Below are 14,302 nucleotides of genomic sequence, written 5' to 3'. Positions count from 1 at the left end.
CGCTCCGTCATGGCCGGCGGCATAAAAGAATCCTTCGACGGCGACGATCTCGACGAGAACCACGAGATCAACGTCACGCCCTTCATCGACGTCATGCTGGTGCTGCTGATCATCTTCATGGTGGCGGCGCCGCTGGCCACCGTCGACGTGAACGTCGACCTGCCGGCCTCCACCGCGACCGCGGCGCCGCGGCCGGACAAGCCGCTGTTCGTGACGGTGAAGGACGATCTCTCCATCGCCATCGGCGAGGACACGGTCGGCCGGCCGGCGCTCGGCGCCGCTCTCGACCAGACGACCGGAGGCGACAAGCAGCAGCGCGTGTTCCTGCGCGCCGACCGGGCGGTCGACTACGGCGCGCTGATGGACGTGATGAACCTGCTGCGCGCGGCCGGCTATCTCAAGATCGCGCTGGTCGGGCTGGAGACGGTGCCGGCCGGCGGCGAGGTGGCACCGGCGGGCGCGGCGGCGAGCGGACCGGCGCAATGAGCGTGCATGCTGGCCTGATCTCCGACCTCGTCGGGCCGCGTTTCCACAAGCGCGAAGTGGCCCTGTGGTCCGGGGCGGCGGTGCTCGTCGTGGCAGCGCATGTTGGGTCGGCCTGGCTGATCCATCAGTCAAGTCCGTTGCCGCCTCCTCCCGATGAGGCACCCCCGGCGATCATGCTGGAGATGATCGCCCCCACGGTCGTGATGCCGAATGCAGTGCCGCTGGACATGGCGGAGATAGCGGAGAGTCAGGCGACCGAATCGGTCGAGGAGCCGGTCGAAACCGCCGAGCCGGTTACGGAGGAGATGGACCCGGTCGAGGAAACCGAGGTGGCCGAGGCTGTGCCGGAGGAGGTGCAGGAGGTCGCGCCGGATACGGTGGAAACCGAGCAGGCTCCCGAAGTGGTCCCCGAAGAAACGATCACCGAAGCCGAGGAGGTGGTCCCGGACCTGGTCGAGGTACCGCTACCGGAGGTCGCGATGGCGATCCCCGAGCCGCGTCCGGAGATCGAAGAGCCGAAGCCGGTGGTGAGGAAGAAGGCCGACCAGAAACCGGCCAGGGAAAAGCCTGCCGAAAACAAGCCGGCCGAGAAGACCACGAAGAAGACTCCGCCGAAGCCGAGTGTATCCGCTCAAAAATCCGCACAGAATGCGCCGCGGGCGGCGTCGGCGCGGAGCGCTACCGCCGGTGCCGGAGCAAGCGCATCGGACATCGCGCGCTGGCAATCGCAGGTCCGCAGGAAGATACAGCGAACACTGCGTTCGATGAACCGCAAGGGCGACGTACACGTGACGTTCACGATCAATGCCGGCGGCCGGCTCCAGTCTTCTTCAGTCTCGCGTTCATCCGGGGATGCGAGGCTCGACAGGGAAGCCCTGTCCATGGTGCGTCGCGCATCGCCGGTGCCCGCGCCGCCGCCCGGGGCGAAGCTGCATCTCACCATACCGATCAACTTCGACTGATGGCCCCGCTCACGCCACATCCCTGCCGCGCACAGGTGCGGCGCCGGCGAGCACTTCCTGATCGATGAAGGTCAGCGCCCGCATGGCGCAGCCCAGCGCGATCAGCGGGACCTCGTCGGTCTCGGTGGCGAAGGAGATCGCCTTGGAGTGCTGGCCGCCGGCGGTCATGGCGATCGCGGCGCGCAGCGACGGCTCGATCAGGTCGAAGGCGGCGGCACCGATGCCGACCAGCGCCACCGGCGCGGGATCGATCAGCGCGAACAGGCTGCCGAAGCCGTAGCCCAGCGCCTCGCCCGCCTTGCGGTAGGCCTCGCGCTCCGGGCCGTCGTGATCGCGCGCCGCAGCGGCGAGCCGCGCCATGTCGGCGGCGTCGATGTCGGAGATCGGCGCCTCGTCCTCGCTGGCGCCGCTGGCACTGCGCCAGATCGCATAATTTCCGGCATAGGCTTCCACGCAGCCGCGGCGGCCGCAGCGGCAGAGCGCCCCGTCCGGCCGGTGCACCATGTGGCCGAACTCGCCGCCCGAGGAGTGGGTGCCGGTGAACAACTCGCCCTTCAGCACGAGGCCCATGCCGATGCCGTGCGACAGCAGTATGGCGATGAAGTCGTCACGGTAGCGCTCGGGATCGCGCCACCGCAGCGCGACGGCGATCATGTTGCAGTCGTTCTCGACCGTCACCGGCACGCCGAAAGCCTGCGCCAGACGTTCGCCGAAAGGGATGCCCTCATGTTCGGTGATCGGCGACCACAGCATCGTGTGGCCAGCCGCATCGGTGGTGCCCTGGACCGCGAGCACGATTCTGAGGATGCGCCGGCCGGCGGCGTCGCGCTTGGCGAGCTGCCGCCGCACCAGCGCGATGCATTCGCCGACGAGCTCGTCCTCGCCGAGATCGAAGGTTTTGAGCTTCCTGCGTTCCTCCACGATGGTGCGGCCGGCATAGTCGACGACCGAGACCGCCAGGAAGTTGAAGAGCAGCACGATGGTCACCACCGTGGCTGCGTCGGGATCGAGGCCGATCGCCACCTGCGGGCGGCCGCGCTTGAGCGTGCCCACCTCGGCATTCCTGGCCTCGGCCAGGATGCCTTCAGCGATCAGATCGGACGAGATGGCGGAGATCGTCGAGTGGCTCAGGCTGGTGGTGGCGGCGATTTCGGTGCGCGACGCCTGGCCGGCACGCCGGACGGCGGAGATGACCATCGCGCGATTGCGCCGCCGCAAGTCGTCGTGACGGATTCCGACCGACATGGCGTAAGTTTCCTCCCCGGCCAACGATTGCGATCCTATCGCGACCGATCGTCGACTCGGGCGAGAGTGTGGCAGAAAGCAAAAGGGCTGTCACCATTTACTTCGGGTTCCGAAAAAAGTACCTGTCGGCGTCGCAAATCCCCAGTTGACAGCAGCCTCGGGCCGAGGCATATTTTTTTCGAAGCTCGAAAAAAAGCTTCGGAGCTGTAGGAGCGCCGCAAAGGCGCAGGGAGGAAATCATGAACAAGTTTGCAGCCGCCATGCTGGCGGGTGTCGCGCTGTCGATGTCGCTCGCCACCGTCGCGAGCGCCAAGGACAAGGTCATCGGCGTCTCGTGGTCGAACTTCCAGGAGGAGCGCTGGAAGACCGACGAGGCGGCCATGAAGGCGGCGATCGAGGCAGCCGGCGACAAGTACATCTCCGCCGACGCGCAGTCGAACCCCGGCAAGCAGCTCACCGACGTCGAGAGCCTGATCGCGCAGGGCGCCAACGCGCTGATCATCCTGGCGCAGGACGCCTCGGCCATCGGCCCGGCCGTGCAGAAGGCGGTCGACGAGGGCATCCCGGTGGTCGGCTACGACCGCCTGATCGAGAACAAGGACGTCTTCTACCTGACCTTCGACAACAAGGAAGTCGGCCGCCTGCAGGCCAAGGGCGTGTTCGCCGTCAAGCCGGAAGGCAACTACGTCTTCATCAAAGGCTCGGGCGCCGACCCGAACGCCGACTTCCTGTTCTCCGGCCAGATGGAAGTGCTGAAGGAAGCGGTCGACGCCGGCAAGATCAAGAATGTCGGCGAGGCTTACACGGACGGCTGGCTGCCCGCCAACGCACAGAAGAACATGGAGCAGTTCCTGACCGCCAACGACAACAAGGTCGACGCGGTCGTGGCTTCGAATGACGGCACCGCCGGCGGCGCGATTGCCGCGCTCGCCGCGCAGGGCCTTGCTGGCTCGGTGCCGGTCTCGGGCCAGGACGGCGACCACGCGGCGCTCAACCGCATCGCGCTCGGCACGCAGACCGTGTCGGTATGGAAGGACGCGCGCGAGCTCGGCAAGAACGCCGCCGAGATCGCCGCGCAGCTCGCTGACGGCAAGACGATGGCCGACATCCCGAACGCCGTCGACTTCACCACGCCCGGCGGCAACACGGTGAAGTCGGTGTTCCTGACCCCGGTGGCGATCACCAAGGACAACCTCAACGTCGTCATAGACGCCGGCTGGATCTCGAAGGACGTGGCCTGTGCCGGCGTCGCCGCAGGCAGCGTCGCCGCCTGCAACTGATCGGCTCAACCGCCGATGAAAACGGGCGCCGCGGTTTGCGAAAGCCGCGGCGTTTTCTTAAGCTCGTCAACAGCCGGCAAACCGCGACAGACGGCCGACCGGCAGGGAGGAAGCGATGACCGATACGGCCACCAAATCGTCGGCCGACCTCGCGCGGGCATCCGAGCTCGGCGGCGTCGCCCGCTTCCTGAAGGCCACCGAGATCGATACCCGCATGCTCGGCATGATCGGGGCGCTGCTGATCATCTGGATCGGGTTGCAGGTCATCTCGAGCGCGCGGATCGGCGTCAATCCGTTCGACTTCGACAGCCGCACCTTCCTGTCGGCCCGCAACCTCTGGAATCTTTCCGTCCAGACCTCCTCGGTCGCCATCATGGCGACCGGCATGGTGCTGGTGATCGTCATGCGCAACATCGACCTGTCGGTGGGATCGGTGGAAGGCGTGGTCGGCATGATCATGGGTTTCGCCCAGGTGCATTTCCTCGTCCGCGTCGTCGGGCTGGAGCTCGGCAATCCCTGGATATGGGTGCTGGCCCTGGCCATAGGCTTGGCCATCGGCCTTTTGATCGGCGGGTTCCAGGGCTTCATCATCGCCTATATGGACGTTCCTGCCTTCATCGTGACGCTGGGCGGCCTGCTGGTGTGGCGCGGCGCCGCCTGGTGGATCACCAGCGGCCAGACGATCGCGCCGCTCGATGCCACCTTCCAGCTGATGGGCGGCGGCCCGCAGGGCTCGATCGGCGCGCGCTGGAGCTGGATCGCCGCGATCGTCGCCTGCGGTGCCGTCGTGCTGATGCTCCTGCAGGCGCGCCGGCAGCGCAAGCGCTTCCGCTTTCCGCTGCGGCCGGTGTGGGCCGAGGTGCTGCGCGGCGCCGTCACCTGTGGCATCATCCTCGGCGCCGTAGGAATAGCCAATTCCTATCCATGGCCGACGGGCATCGTGCGGCGCTATGCCGAGCAGAACGGCATCGCCGTGCCGGAAGGCGGCCTGTTCATCGCCCATGGCATCGCCATTCCGGTGCTGATCGCGATCGCCGTCGGCATCGTCATGACCTTCGTCACCAATCGCACCCGCTTCGGCCGCTACGTCTTCGCCATCGGCGGCAATCCGGAGGCGGCGAACCTCGCCGGCATCAAGACGCGCTGGGTGACCATGAAGGTGTTCATGATCATGGGCGTGCTGGCGGCGATCAGCGCGGCGGTGTCGTCGGCGCGTCTCAACTCGGCCACGAATTCGCTGGGCACGCTCGACGAACTGCTGGTCATCGCAGCCGCTGTCATCGGCGGCACCTCGCTCGCCGGCGGCTCGGGCACGGTCATCGGCGCCATGCTCGGCGCGCTGCTGATGCAGTCGCTGCAGTCCGGCATGGTGCTGCTCGGCGTCGACTCGCCGCTGCAAAGCATCGTCGTCGGCGCGGTGCTGGTCATCGCCGTGTGGCTCGACACCGTCTATCGCAAGCGCGTCTGAAGGAGGACATCATGGCCGACAGCCGCACGCCTCTGATCGAGATGAAGAACATCTCGATCGCCTTCGGCGGCATCCGCGCCGTCGACGACGCTTCCGTCGATCTCCATTCCGGCGAGGTGGTCGCCCTGCTCGGCCACAACGGCGCGGGAAAATCGACGCTGATCAAGGTCCTGTCAGGGGCCTACAAGCGCGACGCCGGCCAGATCTTCGTGAACGGCGAGGAGGCATCGATCTCCAATCCGCGCGACGCGAAGAAATACGGGATCGAAACGATCTACCAGACGCTCGCGCTGGCGGACAATGTCGACGCCGCCGCCAACCTCTTCCTCGGCCGCGAGCTGATGACGACATACGGCACGCTGGACGACGTCGCCATGGAGGCCGAGGCGCGTAAGGTCATGGGCCGCCTCAATCCGCGCTTCCAGCGCTTCAAGGAACCGGTGATCAAGCTTTCGGGCGGCCAGCGCCAGTCCGTGGCCATCGCGCGCGCCATTCTCTTCAACGCCCGCATCCTGATCATGGACGAGCCGACGGCCGCACTCGGCCCGCAGGAGACGGCGCAGGTCGGCGAACTGGTAAAGCAGCTCAAGGCCGACGGCATCGGCATCTTCCTGATCAGCCACGACATCCATGACGTTTTCGACCTCGCCGACCGTGTCTGCGTGATGAAGAACGGCCAGGTGGTCGGGACGGCGCGCACGCAGGACGTCACCAAGGACGAGGTGCTCGGCATGATCATCCTCGGCAAATGCCCGCCCGGCGCCACGCCGGGTCCCGGCGCAATGCGGATGGCCGCCGCCTGAACGGCACCAAGTCGCTGCGCCGACACGATGATCTTGGCCCTGTTGCAGACCGGCCACGCGACATCATTGCTTTCGCCGCGGCCAGCCTCCATAAAGTCGGCACCTCAGAGAGAGCATGTCGTACTTGAAGAAGCTGCTACCCTATCTGGCGTTCGCGGCGGTGGCCATTGCGAGCCTCGTGACAGCCGGCTACGCCTACCGGACTGGCGAGGAAGCCGCCCGCTACAAGTTCCAGGCGGCGGCCGACGATGCGCTCAGCCGGCTGCAGAGCAGGCTGCAGCTCGATCTGTCGCTGCTGGTGTCGACGCAGGCCTTCTTCGAGGCGCGGTTCGGCAATGTCACCCGGGTCGAGTTCCGCGACTACTACCGCGCGCTCGAGGTCAAGGACAACTTTCCCGGCCTGCGCGGCCTCGGCTTCGCCGCGCTGGTCGCCCCGGGCGGCGAGCCCCTGCTGGAACAGCGCCTGGCGACCGAGCATGGCACCGACCTGAAGGTCTACCCGCCGTCCGATCAGGAATGGCGCACGCCGATCACGCTGTTCGAGCCGCTCGACGACGATACGCGGACGGCGATCGGCTACGACATGTATTCGGACCAGGTGCGCCGGGCCGCGATCGAGGCGACGCTGGCTACCGGACAGGCGCGGTCCTCCGGACTGGTCGTGCTCGGCCAGGCAACGGGTGGAGCGCAGCCGGCGCCCGGCATCCTGGTGTTCTCCGCGCTGAGGTCCAAGCTGCCCGGGCGGGAGGACAAGAACGATCCGCCGGCCGGCCTGGTCTACGCTTCCTTCAGAACGTCCGAGCTGTTTTATGCAGCGCTGGCCAGGCCGCCGCTGCTGCCGGCCAGTGTCGAGGTCTTCGACGGCGAGCCGTCCATCGACAGACTGCTGTTCCGCTCGGAGGTTCCGCCCGACCAGCGGTTTTCCGACGATTTCCTGGTCACCCGCGAACTGACGGTCGCCGGCCGCAAATGGACCTTCCAGTTCCGCCCGACCAGCGCCTTCGAACGCCCGTCGTCACGCGCCCTGCCGGTGCTGCTGGGGCTCGCCGGCCTCATGCTCGCCGGTGCGATCGCCACCGTGGCGCGCTACCAGCAGCGGGCCTACGAGGCGAAATCGCGGCTGCACGAGACGACGGAACGGAGCCTTGCCGAAAAGGATCTGATGCTTCAGGAGATGAAGCATCGCATCAAGAACTCGATCGCGCGGGTGCTGGCGATAGCCAGGCAGACCGCGGCGAATTCCGCCGACATCAAGGAGTTCTCGGATTCCTTCGCGTCGCGGCTGCAGGCCATGTCGGCATCGCAGGACATGCTGACGCGGTCGCGCTGGCAGAAAGCGGAACTGCGCGATCTGCTGCGGATCGAGCTGGAACAGGTCTTCGGCAAGGAACTGCCGGAGGATGCCCTGAAGGGGCCGAAGGTGCTGCTCAACGAAACCAGCACTCAGGCACTGGGACTGACATTCCACGAACTCGCGACCAACGCGCTGAAATACGGAGCCATCGGCTCCTCGGCCGCGGCGCTTGCCGTCACCTGGACGGTCGAACGCGGCTCTTCCGAGAGGCGGCTGAAACTGCGATGGGAAGAACGCGGGCCATCGGCTCAGGAGCCGGTGAGGCCGGCCGGTTTCGGCACCAAACTGATCGACATGAACATCACGCGCGAGCTTCGGGGAAAGATCGCGCGTGAATATGGCGACGGCGGGCTGACGATCGAGATCGACATCCCGCTCGACCGGGAACTCAATCGCAACGGGCAGGCCTAGCGGCAGCGCGCCTCATAAAGCCGGCCACGGTGGTCGCGATAGACGCACCAGCCGGTGCGCGTCGCCTTGCCTATCAGCACGCCGCTGACCGCGCCGATCGCGCCGCCGACCAGCGCTCCGCCGGCATCACCCGTGGCCAATCCGCCGATGACGGCGCCGGCGGTGCCGCCGAGCGCGGCGTCCTTTTCCGCCGTCGTGCATCCGGCAAGCGCAGCGACAGCCGCCAGCGCGAGAACCATTTTCCTCATAGATCACTCCTGGTGCCAGTCCCATTCACTGCAAGGGATAACACGCAGAGGGCGATCTCGCCTATCCGTCGGCTGTTCTGCTGGTTATTTTCAGGTGTGGAAATCCAAAGGCGGTCAATGGTGGACGCTGGCGGTCTTGGCGCTACGGTCGACCCGCGAGGCGACATCGGCGTTATAGGACTCGACCGACGCCGTCAGCTTGCCATCGGGCGTAACGTCCCAGACGAGCTCGGCGTCCGCCTCTTCCATGGCAGGGTCGACATAGACGCACTGCCCCAGGATCCTGTCACGGCGTCCGGCAAAATGGGAGAGCGTCGGCTGAAGATCAGCCTGGCATTCCTCGTAGGTTTCGTAGATGGAGACATCCACCGGCATCTCGTTGCAGACCTTCAGGTCTCCGGAGCATCCGACGATCAGAAGAAGAGCCGCTATGTGTTCCATGGCGATTTCCCTTTCCAATGCATTAACGTAGGAAGGCTTCGCCGAGTTCCCGAATAACGAAGTCGTGAGAGTCTTGGGACGATCGCCGGACGACTGAAGGGCGGTGATTTCGTCAAAGATTTGCGGTGGAAGAGCGGCCTCTTCGGTCTTGGAGGACCTGGGCCGTCAGTCGGCCTGGAAGCTGCCGTGGGGCACGAGCAGGGAATAGGTGAGACGGTCGCTGGTGAGTTCCAGCGTCGCCGAGCCGTTCAGCGCAGCCGGCACCACGCGTTCCAGCGCCACGCTGCCGAAGCGTTTGCGACCGATCGTCTGGTCGGCGAGGCTGATCGTCTCCGTCCAGACGAGGGAGAGAGCAGGGGCCGCGCCCCCGTTCATCCGGGTAGCGTTGATGGATACGTAGCCGTCCGGCCGGGCCAACGCACCGTAGCTCACCGAATTGACGGCAAGCTCGTGCAAGGCGAGCCCGATATGCAGCGAGGCGTTGGGGTTGAGATAGGGTTTGTCGCCGCCCAGCCGGATGCTGACCGCCGGATCGGCGGTATATCTGGCGACCTGTTCCACCACCAGATCCTGCAGCGCGGCGCCACGCCAGTCCGAGGACGTCACCAGATCCTGCGTGGATGCCAGCGATTGCAAGCGCCCGCGGAAGCGCGACAGAAATCCGTCCACGGTCTCCGAATGGCGGCCCGTCTGTGTGGCGATGCTCTGGATGATGGCGAGCAGGTTCTTCGAACGGTGCGCGACTTCGCGCAACAGCGTGCGGAGCGTCTGCTCGCGGCGCTTCTGGTCGGTGATGTCGACGGCGGTGGTGACGATGCCGAGCGCTTCGTCCTTCGCCGACCAGTCGGAATCGATCCATACCGAAAACCAGCGCGCCCCGTCGTCGTCCGGCAGGCTCATCTCGAGGGTCTGCGACAGTCCCGAGGATAGCACTTCCTGTTTGGCGAGCGACAAGGCCGCGGCAGCATCGGCGGCAAGGAATTCGCCCACGGGCAGGCCTTCGATGGGTCTGTCGGCCCAGGCGGGCGGAAGGTTCTCCGTCCAGACGACGCGCAGATCCAGGTCGAAATAGATCACCGAGATGCCGGTATTCGACAGTGCCTTGAGCAGGCTGCTGCCGCGATCGGACGTGGTCGTGCTGCTATCCCGGGTGCCCATATCCTGCCCCCGTGTGCCCGATGTCTCCCCAACAACGGGCGCGGTGCCCGACCTCGGTATCTATCTTGGCTGCTGGTTTCACTGGAGACTCTAGCTATTGAGGCGGTTCCGCCGGACCGCACCGCTTTCGCTAGCACGGCCCGGCGGCGGCTGGAAACCGTTTGAGGGGAGCGGTCTCCAGTTCTGCGTCCTCGGCTAAGCGCGCCGGATGAGACCCGCGATCAGCGAGATCACCAGGAAAGCCAGGAAGATGAAAAACAGAATCTGCGCGATGCCCGCCGACGTGCCTGCAATACCGCCGAAGCCGAGCGCGCCCGCGATGATCGCCACGACCAGAAACACGAGTGCCCAATAAAGCATTGTTCCGTCTCCTGATTTGTGAAGCGAAAACGCCCGCCGCGCTGGATGGTTCCAGGGTGACGCCGATCTATGCGGCGGCCTTGGCCTGCCTGTCGAAGAACAGCGCCTGGCTGATCAGTGCCTTGACCATCTCCGGGCTGAACGGTTTTGTGACCAGGAAGGCCGGCTCCGGCCTTTCGCCGGTGAGAAGCCGCTCGGGAAAGGCGGTGATGAAGATCACCGGCACAGAAGCGGTCGTCAGGATCTCGTTGACGGCCTCGATGCCGGAGGTGCCGTCGGCAAGCTGGATGTCGGCCAGGATCATCTTCGGCTGGGTGCGCTTGAAGAGATCGGTGGCCTCCCTATGGGTGCGCGCCGTCCCGACGACGCGATGGCCAAGGCTCTCGACCATCTGCTCGATGTCCATGGCGATCAGGGGCTCGTCCTCGATGATCATGATGTCGGTCGCAACCTGACGCGATATCTCGGCGCTGGCCTGGGCCAGAAGCCGGCCGAACTCGTCCACGTCGACATCGAGAACCTCCGCGGCCTCCTCGTCGGTGAAGCCTTCGACCGCAACCAGCAGGAAGGCCTGCCGGGCGCGCGGCGAGATGGCGGTGAGATTGGCCGCGGCCTTCCTCTCCCATCCCGTCGCCGCCTGCTCGTCCGGAACCCGGATGACAACCGAGGTGAACAGCCGCGCGAAGACCTTGTAGAGCGCGATGCGGGCGTTCGACGCCTGCGGAAACATGTCGACGTCGGCGACGATCGCCTCCAGCATCGCCGCCACCAAGGCGTCGCCGCTCTGCTGCGAGCCGGAGACGGCGCGCGAGAATCGGCGCAGATAAGGCAGGTGGGGGGCGATGCTTGCTGACAAACTCATGGGGTCCCTCATTGAATGCGTGACGAATTGCATAGGCGAGATGCGCCCACAACGGGCCCCTCCATAAAAAGTTCCGCGCGTCCGGAACCATATTTGAGCAGCCGCGTTTCCGCCCCCAACGGGTTTGGGTCACGCGGCAGGGGGCCGCGGGAGTCTGAAAACTGACCAAGAAACAGGGCAACACGGTGAAATTGATGAAGGAAAGTCTCGCCCCCGGCGAATCGCCACCGCCGGCGCGCGGCTCGGCAGATGTGCTCGGCACCAATTCCGAGATAGGTCGCAAGCTCAAGCAATATTACGACGAGCTCGTTTCAAGCGATGTGCCGGACCGCTTCACGCAGCTCCTGAGCGAGCTCGAAGCAGCCGAAACCGCGCAGAAAAAGGGCTGAAGGGGATGGCGGTGGCGCCTGAGTTCAAGAGCGAACTGCTCGCGGCCATACCCAGCCTGCGGGCTTTCGCGGTATCGCTGACCCAAAATTCCGACAGGGCCGACGATCTCGTCCAGGAAACCCTGGTCAAGGCGTGGGACAAGCACCACAGTTTCCAGATGGGCACAAACCTCAAGGCCTGGCTGTTCACCATCCTGCGCAACGAGTTCTATTCGCAGATGCGCAAGCGTGGCCGGGAAGTGCAGGATTCGGAAGGGGTGATGACCGAGCGGCTCGCCGTCCATCCGAGCCAGCACGGCAAGCTCGATCTCGCCGATTTCCGTGCCGCCCTGGAACTGCTGCCGGAGGACCAGCGCGAGGCGATCATCCTGATCGGCGCCTCCGGCTTCTCGTACGAGGAAGCGGCGGTGATCTGCGATTGCGCCGTGGGCACGATCAAAAGCCGGGTCAGCCGGGCCCGTACGCGGCTGCAGGACATTCTGCAGATATCCGGGGAAGAGGACTACGGTCCCGACGCCATCGCGACACAGGTGCTGGGGTCGAACGCCGCCTGATCGCGACGGTGGGGCGGCGTGTCAGGGACGCCTGCCTGCGGCGGCGATTGCCTGCACCAGGTCGTCGCCGGAATAGGGCTTGCCGATGATCCTGATTTCGGGGAACGCGCTGGCGATCTCGTCCAGATCGGAATAGCCCGACGCAAAGGCGAAGGGGATCCGGCGCTCCCGCAGGGAAGCCGCGAATTCAAGGGTCGAGTCGTTTCCCAGCATGATGTCGATGATTGCCGCGTCGAAGACCGAATTGGCCGCCGCCGCCTCGGCCTCTTCGAGCGTGCGGGCGATGAGCACCTGCGAGGCGCCGTGGTCGCGGCAGATCTGCTCGACGTCCATGGCGATGAGAAATTCGTCCTCGAGCACCAGAATGCGACGCCCTTCCAGCAGTTTCGTCACGGAAATCCCTCCAGCAAGCTGCCTGTCATCGCGGCAAAAGCACGGCGTGTCATTTAACTTTGACATGTTTTCCTCGGGAACCCCATCGCCTCCCGAAGCGTTGTCGCTCTCGCAACTATCCCTCGTCAAAATTGGAGGTCCTGATTGTTCGGGCTGGAGGCCTATCCGACGTCCGCCGCTTACACGCCGTGTCAGAAATGTCCACTGCGGCGCCTGAAGACTTTCCGGGAATTCGAAGCGGAGGAGCTGGCTTTCATCGGCCATTTCAAGCGCGGAGAACTCAGTATCGGCAAGGGTGAGACGGTCCTGACCGAAGGAGTGGACAGCGTCCATCTGTACACTGTCCTGGCGGGATGGGCCTTTCGCTACAAGCTCCTACCCGACGGCCGCAGGCAGATCCTGAATTACGCGATGCCGGGCGACCTGATCGGCCTGCAGGGCAGCCTGACCGGCGAGATGCAGCATTCGGTCGAGGCATTGTCGCCGATGGTGCTGTGCGTCTTCGAACGGGAAAGATTGCTCGACCTCTATCGCAACCATCCGGGACTGGCCTTCGACATCACCTGGATCGCCTCGCGCGAGGAGCAGATACTCGACGAGAACCTGCTCAGCGTCGGGCGACGCTCCGCCGTCGAGCGAACGGCCTATCTGCTCTCCTTCATCGGCAGCCGCGCCCGCAGCGTCGGGCTCAACGGCGAGGTGCCGTTGCTCATTCCGATCACCCAGCAGCACATCGCCGACACGCTCGGGCTGTCGCTTGTTCACACCAACAAGACGATCCGCAAGCTGGCGGACCGCGGCTTGATCACCTGGCGAGGTGGCGGCTGCCAGATCAGGGATCTCGACGGATTGTTGGCGGCGGCTCGGTGGGAAGGGCTGAGCGAGACGGTCCGGCCGCTGGTTTGATATCCGCCCGCCGACGGAAAGGCTGAGCCGCCGGCATTTTCGCGGCACCTCTCGCTTTCGGCTCTACGATCCCGTAGCTTTCGGCCGACGCAGCGGAACAACGCCCGCGCCAGAGCGTTTCGAACCCGTTCAACAACGGAGCGACCCAAATGGCAACAGCAAGCAAGTCGATGGCGACGGCGGCCAAGGCGGCGGAAGACATCGCGGAAGATGCGGCGCGACCCGATCTGGAAGCGGATATCCGCCAGTTGCGGCAGGACATCGCCAAGCTGGCAGAGCAGTTGACCAAGACCGGGCAACACTCCTACGGCACGGCGCGGCGTGCGGCGGCCGAAGGCGCCGAGCAATTGCGGGCGCAGGGCGAGGCGGCCATACAGAACCTGAAAAGCAATGCGCGTGACCTCGAGGACCAGCTGACGACGACCGTCCGGGAAAAGCCGATCACGTCGCTGGCGATCGCCGCAGGCGTCGGCTACCTGCTCGCGCTCCTGTCGCGACGCTGACGCCGGCGCGGAGGGGTCATGCTGGCTTCGCTGATTGCCGGTCTGGCGACCGGGGAGACCATGGCGGCGCTGCGCCGGACGAAGCGGGCATTGATCAGTTATGCGCTCGCCGGCCTGCTGGCGCTGGCCGGATTCTTGTACCTGTTGGCCGCCCTCACCATCTGGGCGGCGGACCGCTACGGTGCTGTCGAGGCTACGCTGGTCATCGGCGCGGTTTTTCTGGTGGCGGCTCTGCTGGTTGTGCTTGTTCACGGCATGACGAGGCGTGCCCGGGCCAAGATCGCAGCGAGGCAGCGGAGCCGCGATTTCACCAAGGCGGCAATCGCCGCCGGCATTGCCGCCGCGCCCGTTCTCCTGAAGGGGCGGGCGGGACTGGCTTCGCTTCTCGTCCCGGCGGTCGCGGCGATCGCCTATGCGATCTACCGCGAGAACAGCAGCCGACCGTCCTCCGACGATACGTCTGAGGACTGAGCTTATCT

Annotated in this window: 18 protein-coding genes; 11 read left to right on the top strand and 7 right to left on the bottom strand. The window is 65.5% G+C overall.

Annotated features, from left to right (window positions below):
* The first annotated feature begins 9 nt into the window (after window positions 1-9).
* Both exbD and AC5JDC_RS06985 read left to right on the top strand, forming a co-directional pair.
* Window positions 10-486: a TonB system transport protein ExbD gene (gene exbD / locus AC5JDC_RS06990; protein ID WP_106771497.1), complete on the top strand. Its 477-nt coding sequence runs from the start codon at window positions 10-12 to the stop codon at window positions 484-486.
* The gene (locus tag AC5JDC_RS06985; RefSeq protein WP_495840333.1) at window positions 483-1,448 is read left to right on the top strand and encodes an energy transducer TonB family protein; all 966 of its coding nucleotides are present in this window, start codon (window positions 483-485) and stop codon (window positions 1,446-1,448) included. The genes exbD and AC5JDC_RS06985 overlap by 4 nt, the downstream gene beginning before the upstream one ends.
* Window positions 1,449-1,457: 9 nt before the next feature.
* Here the strand turns inward: AC5JDC_RS06985 and AC5JDC_RS06980 are convergent, their stop codons facing one another.
* Entirely contained in the window at window positions 1,458-2,693 is a 1,236-nt protein-coding gene (locus AC5JDC_RS06980; RefSeq protein ID WP_495840331.1) for an ROK family protein, read from the bottom strand.
* Window positions 2,694-2,932: 239 nt separating this feature from the next.
* On the opposite strand from AC5JDC_RS06980, the gene xylF reads away from it, so the two are divergent.
* The 4 genes from xylF to AC5JDC_RS06960 all read left to right on the top strand — a co-directional run bounded on the left by xylF (window position 2,933) and on the right by AC5JDC_RS06960 (window position 8,009).
* Window positions 2,933-3,973 (top strand): D-xylose ABC transporter substrate-binding protein, encoded by a 1,041-nt coding sequence (gene xylF, locus AC5JDC_RS06975; RefSeq protein WP_106771494.1) that lies wholly within the window; start codon window positions 2,933-2,935, stop codon window positions 3,971-3,973.
* A gap of 115 nt (window positions 3,974-4,088) precedes the next feature.
* The gene (locus AC5JDC_RS06970; protein WP_106771493.1) at window positions 4,089-5,441 is read left to right on the top strand and encodes a sugar ABC transporter permease; all 1,353 of its coding nucleotides are present in this window, start codon (window positions 4,089-4,091) and stop codon (window positions 5,439-5,441) included.
* An 11-nt stretch (window positions 5,442-5,452) separates the two neighbouring features.
* The gene (locus tag AC5JDC_RS06965) at window positions 5,453-6,244 is read left to right on the top strand and encodes an ATP-binding cassette domain-containing protein (protein ID WP_495840328.1); all 792 of its coding nucleotides are present in this window, start codon (window positions 5,453-5,455) and stop codon (window positions 6,242-6,244) included.
* Window positions 6,245-6,368: 124 nt separating this feature from the next.
* Window positions 6,369-8,009, top strand: coding sequence for a CHASE domain-containing protein (locus AC5JDC_RS06960; RefSeq protein ID WP_495840399.1), 1,641 nt, complete (start codon window positions 6,369-6,371; stop codon window positions 8,007-8,009).
* Here AC5JDC_RS06960 and AC5JDC_RS06955 read toward each other — a convergent pair.
* From AC5JDC_RS06955 to AC5JDC_RS06935, 5 genes are all read right to left on the bottom strand, one after another.
* Complete coding sequence (locus AC5JDC_RS06955; RefSeq protein ID WP_106771491.1) at window positions 8,006-8,257, bottom strand: YMGG-like glycine zipper-containing protein; 252 nt, start codon at window positions 8,255-8,257, stop codon at window positions 8,006-8,008. The genes AC5JDC_RS06960 and AC5JDC_RS06955 overlap by 4 nt on opposite strands.
* A 114-nt stretch (window positions 8,258-8,371) precedes the next feature.
* Window positions 8,372-8,698 (bottom strand): hypothetical protein, encoded by a 327-nt coding sequence (locus tag AC5JDC_RS06950; protein ID WP_495840326.1) that lies wholly within the window; start codon window positions 8,696-8,698, stop codon window positions 8,372-8,374.
* A 165-nt stretch (window positions 8,699-8,863) separates the two neighbouring features.
* On the bottom strand, window positions 8,864-9,856 hold the full coding sequence (locus tag AC5JDC_RS06945; protein WP_495840324.1) for a sensor histidine kinase: 993 nt from the start codon (window positions 9,854-9,856) through the stop codon (window positions 8,864-8,866).
* 195 nt (window positions 9,857-10,051) lie between these two features.
* Window positions 10,052-10,216, bottom strand: a complete 165-nt coding sequence (locus tag AC5JDC_RS06940) for a DUF1328 domain-containing protein (protein ID WP_027166587.1) — start codon at window positions 10,214-10,216, stop codon at window positions 10,052-10,054.
* Window positions 10,217-10,283: 67 nt separating this feature from the next.
* Window positions 10,284-11,078 carry a response regulator gene (locus tag AC5JDC_RS06935; RefSeq protein ID WP_106771488.1) on the bottom strand — a complete coding sequence of 265 codons (795 nt, stop codon included), beginning with the start codon at window positions 11,076-11,078 and terminating at the stop codon, window positions 10,284-10,286.
* A gap of 194 nt (window positions 11,079-11,272) precedes the next feature.
* On the opposite strand from AC5JDC_RS06935, the gene AC5JDC_RS06930 reads away from it, so the two are divergent.
* Both AC5JDC_RS06930 and AC5JDC_RS06925 read left to right on the top strand, forming a co-directional pair.
* On the top strand, window positions 11,273-11,467 hold the full coding sequence (locus AC5JDC_RS06930; RefSeq protein WP_106771487.1) for a NepR family anti-sigma factor: 195 nt from the start codon (window positions 11,273-11,275) through the stop codon (window positions 11,465-11,467).
* A 5-nt stretch (window positions 11,468-11,472) separates the two neighbouring features.
* A complete protein-coding gene (locus AC5JDC_RS06925) occupies window positions 11,473-12,021 on the top strand; it encodes a sigma-70 family RNA polymerase sigma factor (RefSeq protein WP_106771486.1) in 549 nt (182 codons plus the stop codon).
* 21 nt (window positions 12,022-12,042) lie between these two features.
* On the opposite strand, the gene AC5JDC_RS06920 is transcribed toward AC5JDC_RS06925, so the two are convergent.
* A complete protein-coding gene (locus AC5JDC_RS06920; protein WP_495840322.1) occupies window positions 12,043-12,747 on the bottom strand; it encodes a response regulator in 705 nt (234 codons plus the stop codon).
* On the opposite strand from AC5JDC_RS06920, the gene AC5JDC_RS06915 reads away from it, so the two are divergent.
* The 3 genes from AC5JDC_RS06915 (at window position 12,628) to AC5JDC_RS06905 (ending at window position 14,294) form a co-directional block, all read left to right on the top strand.
* The gene (locus AC5JDC_RS06915) at window positions 12,628-13,320 is read left to right on the top strand and encodes a Crp/Fnr family transcriptional regulator (RefSeq protein WP_425351309.1); all 693 of its coding nucleotides are present in this window, start codon (window positions 12,628-12,630) and stop codon (window positions 13,318-13,320) included. The genes AC5JDC_RS06920 and AC5JDC_RS06915 overlap by 120 nt on opposite strands.
* A 170-nt stretch (window positions 13,321-13,490) precedes the next feature.
* A complete protein-coding gene (locus AC5JDC_RS06910; RefSeq protein WP_106771484.1) occupies window positions 13,491-13,823 on the top strand; it encodes an ElaB/YgaM/YqjD family protein in 333 nt (110 codons plus the stop codon).
* A gap of 18 nt (window positions 13,824-13,841) precedes the next feature.
* Complete coding sequence (locus tag AC5JDC_RS06905) at window positions 13,842-14,294, top strand: hypothetical protein (RefSeq protein WP_495840320.1); 453 nt, start codon at window positions 13,842-13,844, stop codon at window positions 14,292-14,294.
* The last annotated feature ends 8 nt before the right edge of the window (window positions 14,295-14,302 follow it).

The sequence above is a fragment of the Kumtagia sp. genome (assembly GCF_059502445.1).
The sequence above is the reverse complement of the archived record's forward strand: the minus strand, read 5'-3'. Positions and strand labels throughout refer to the sequence as shown.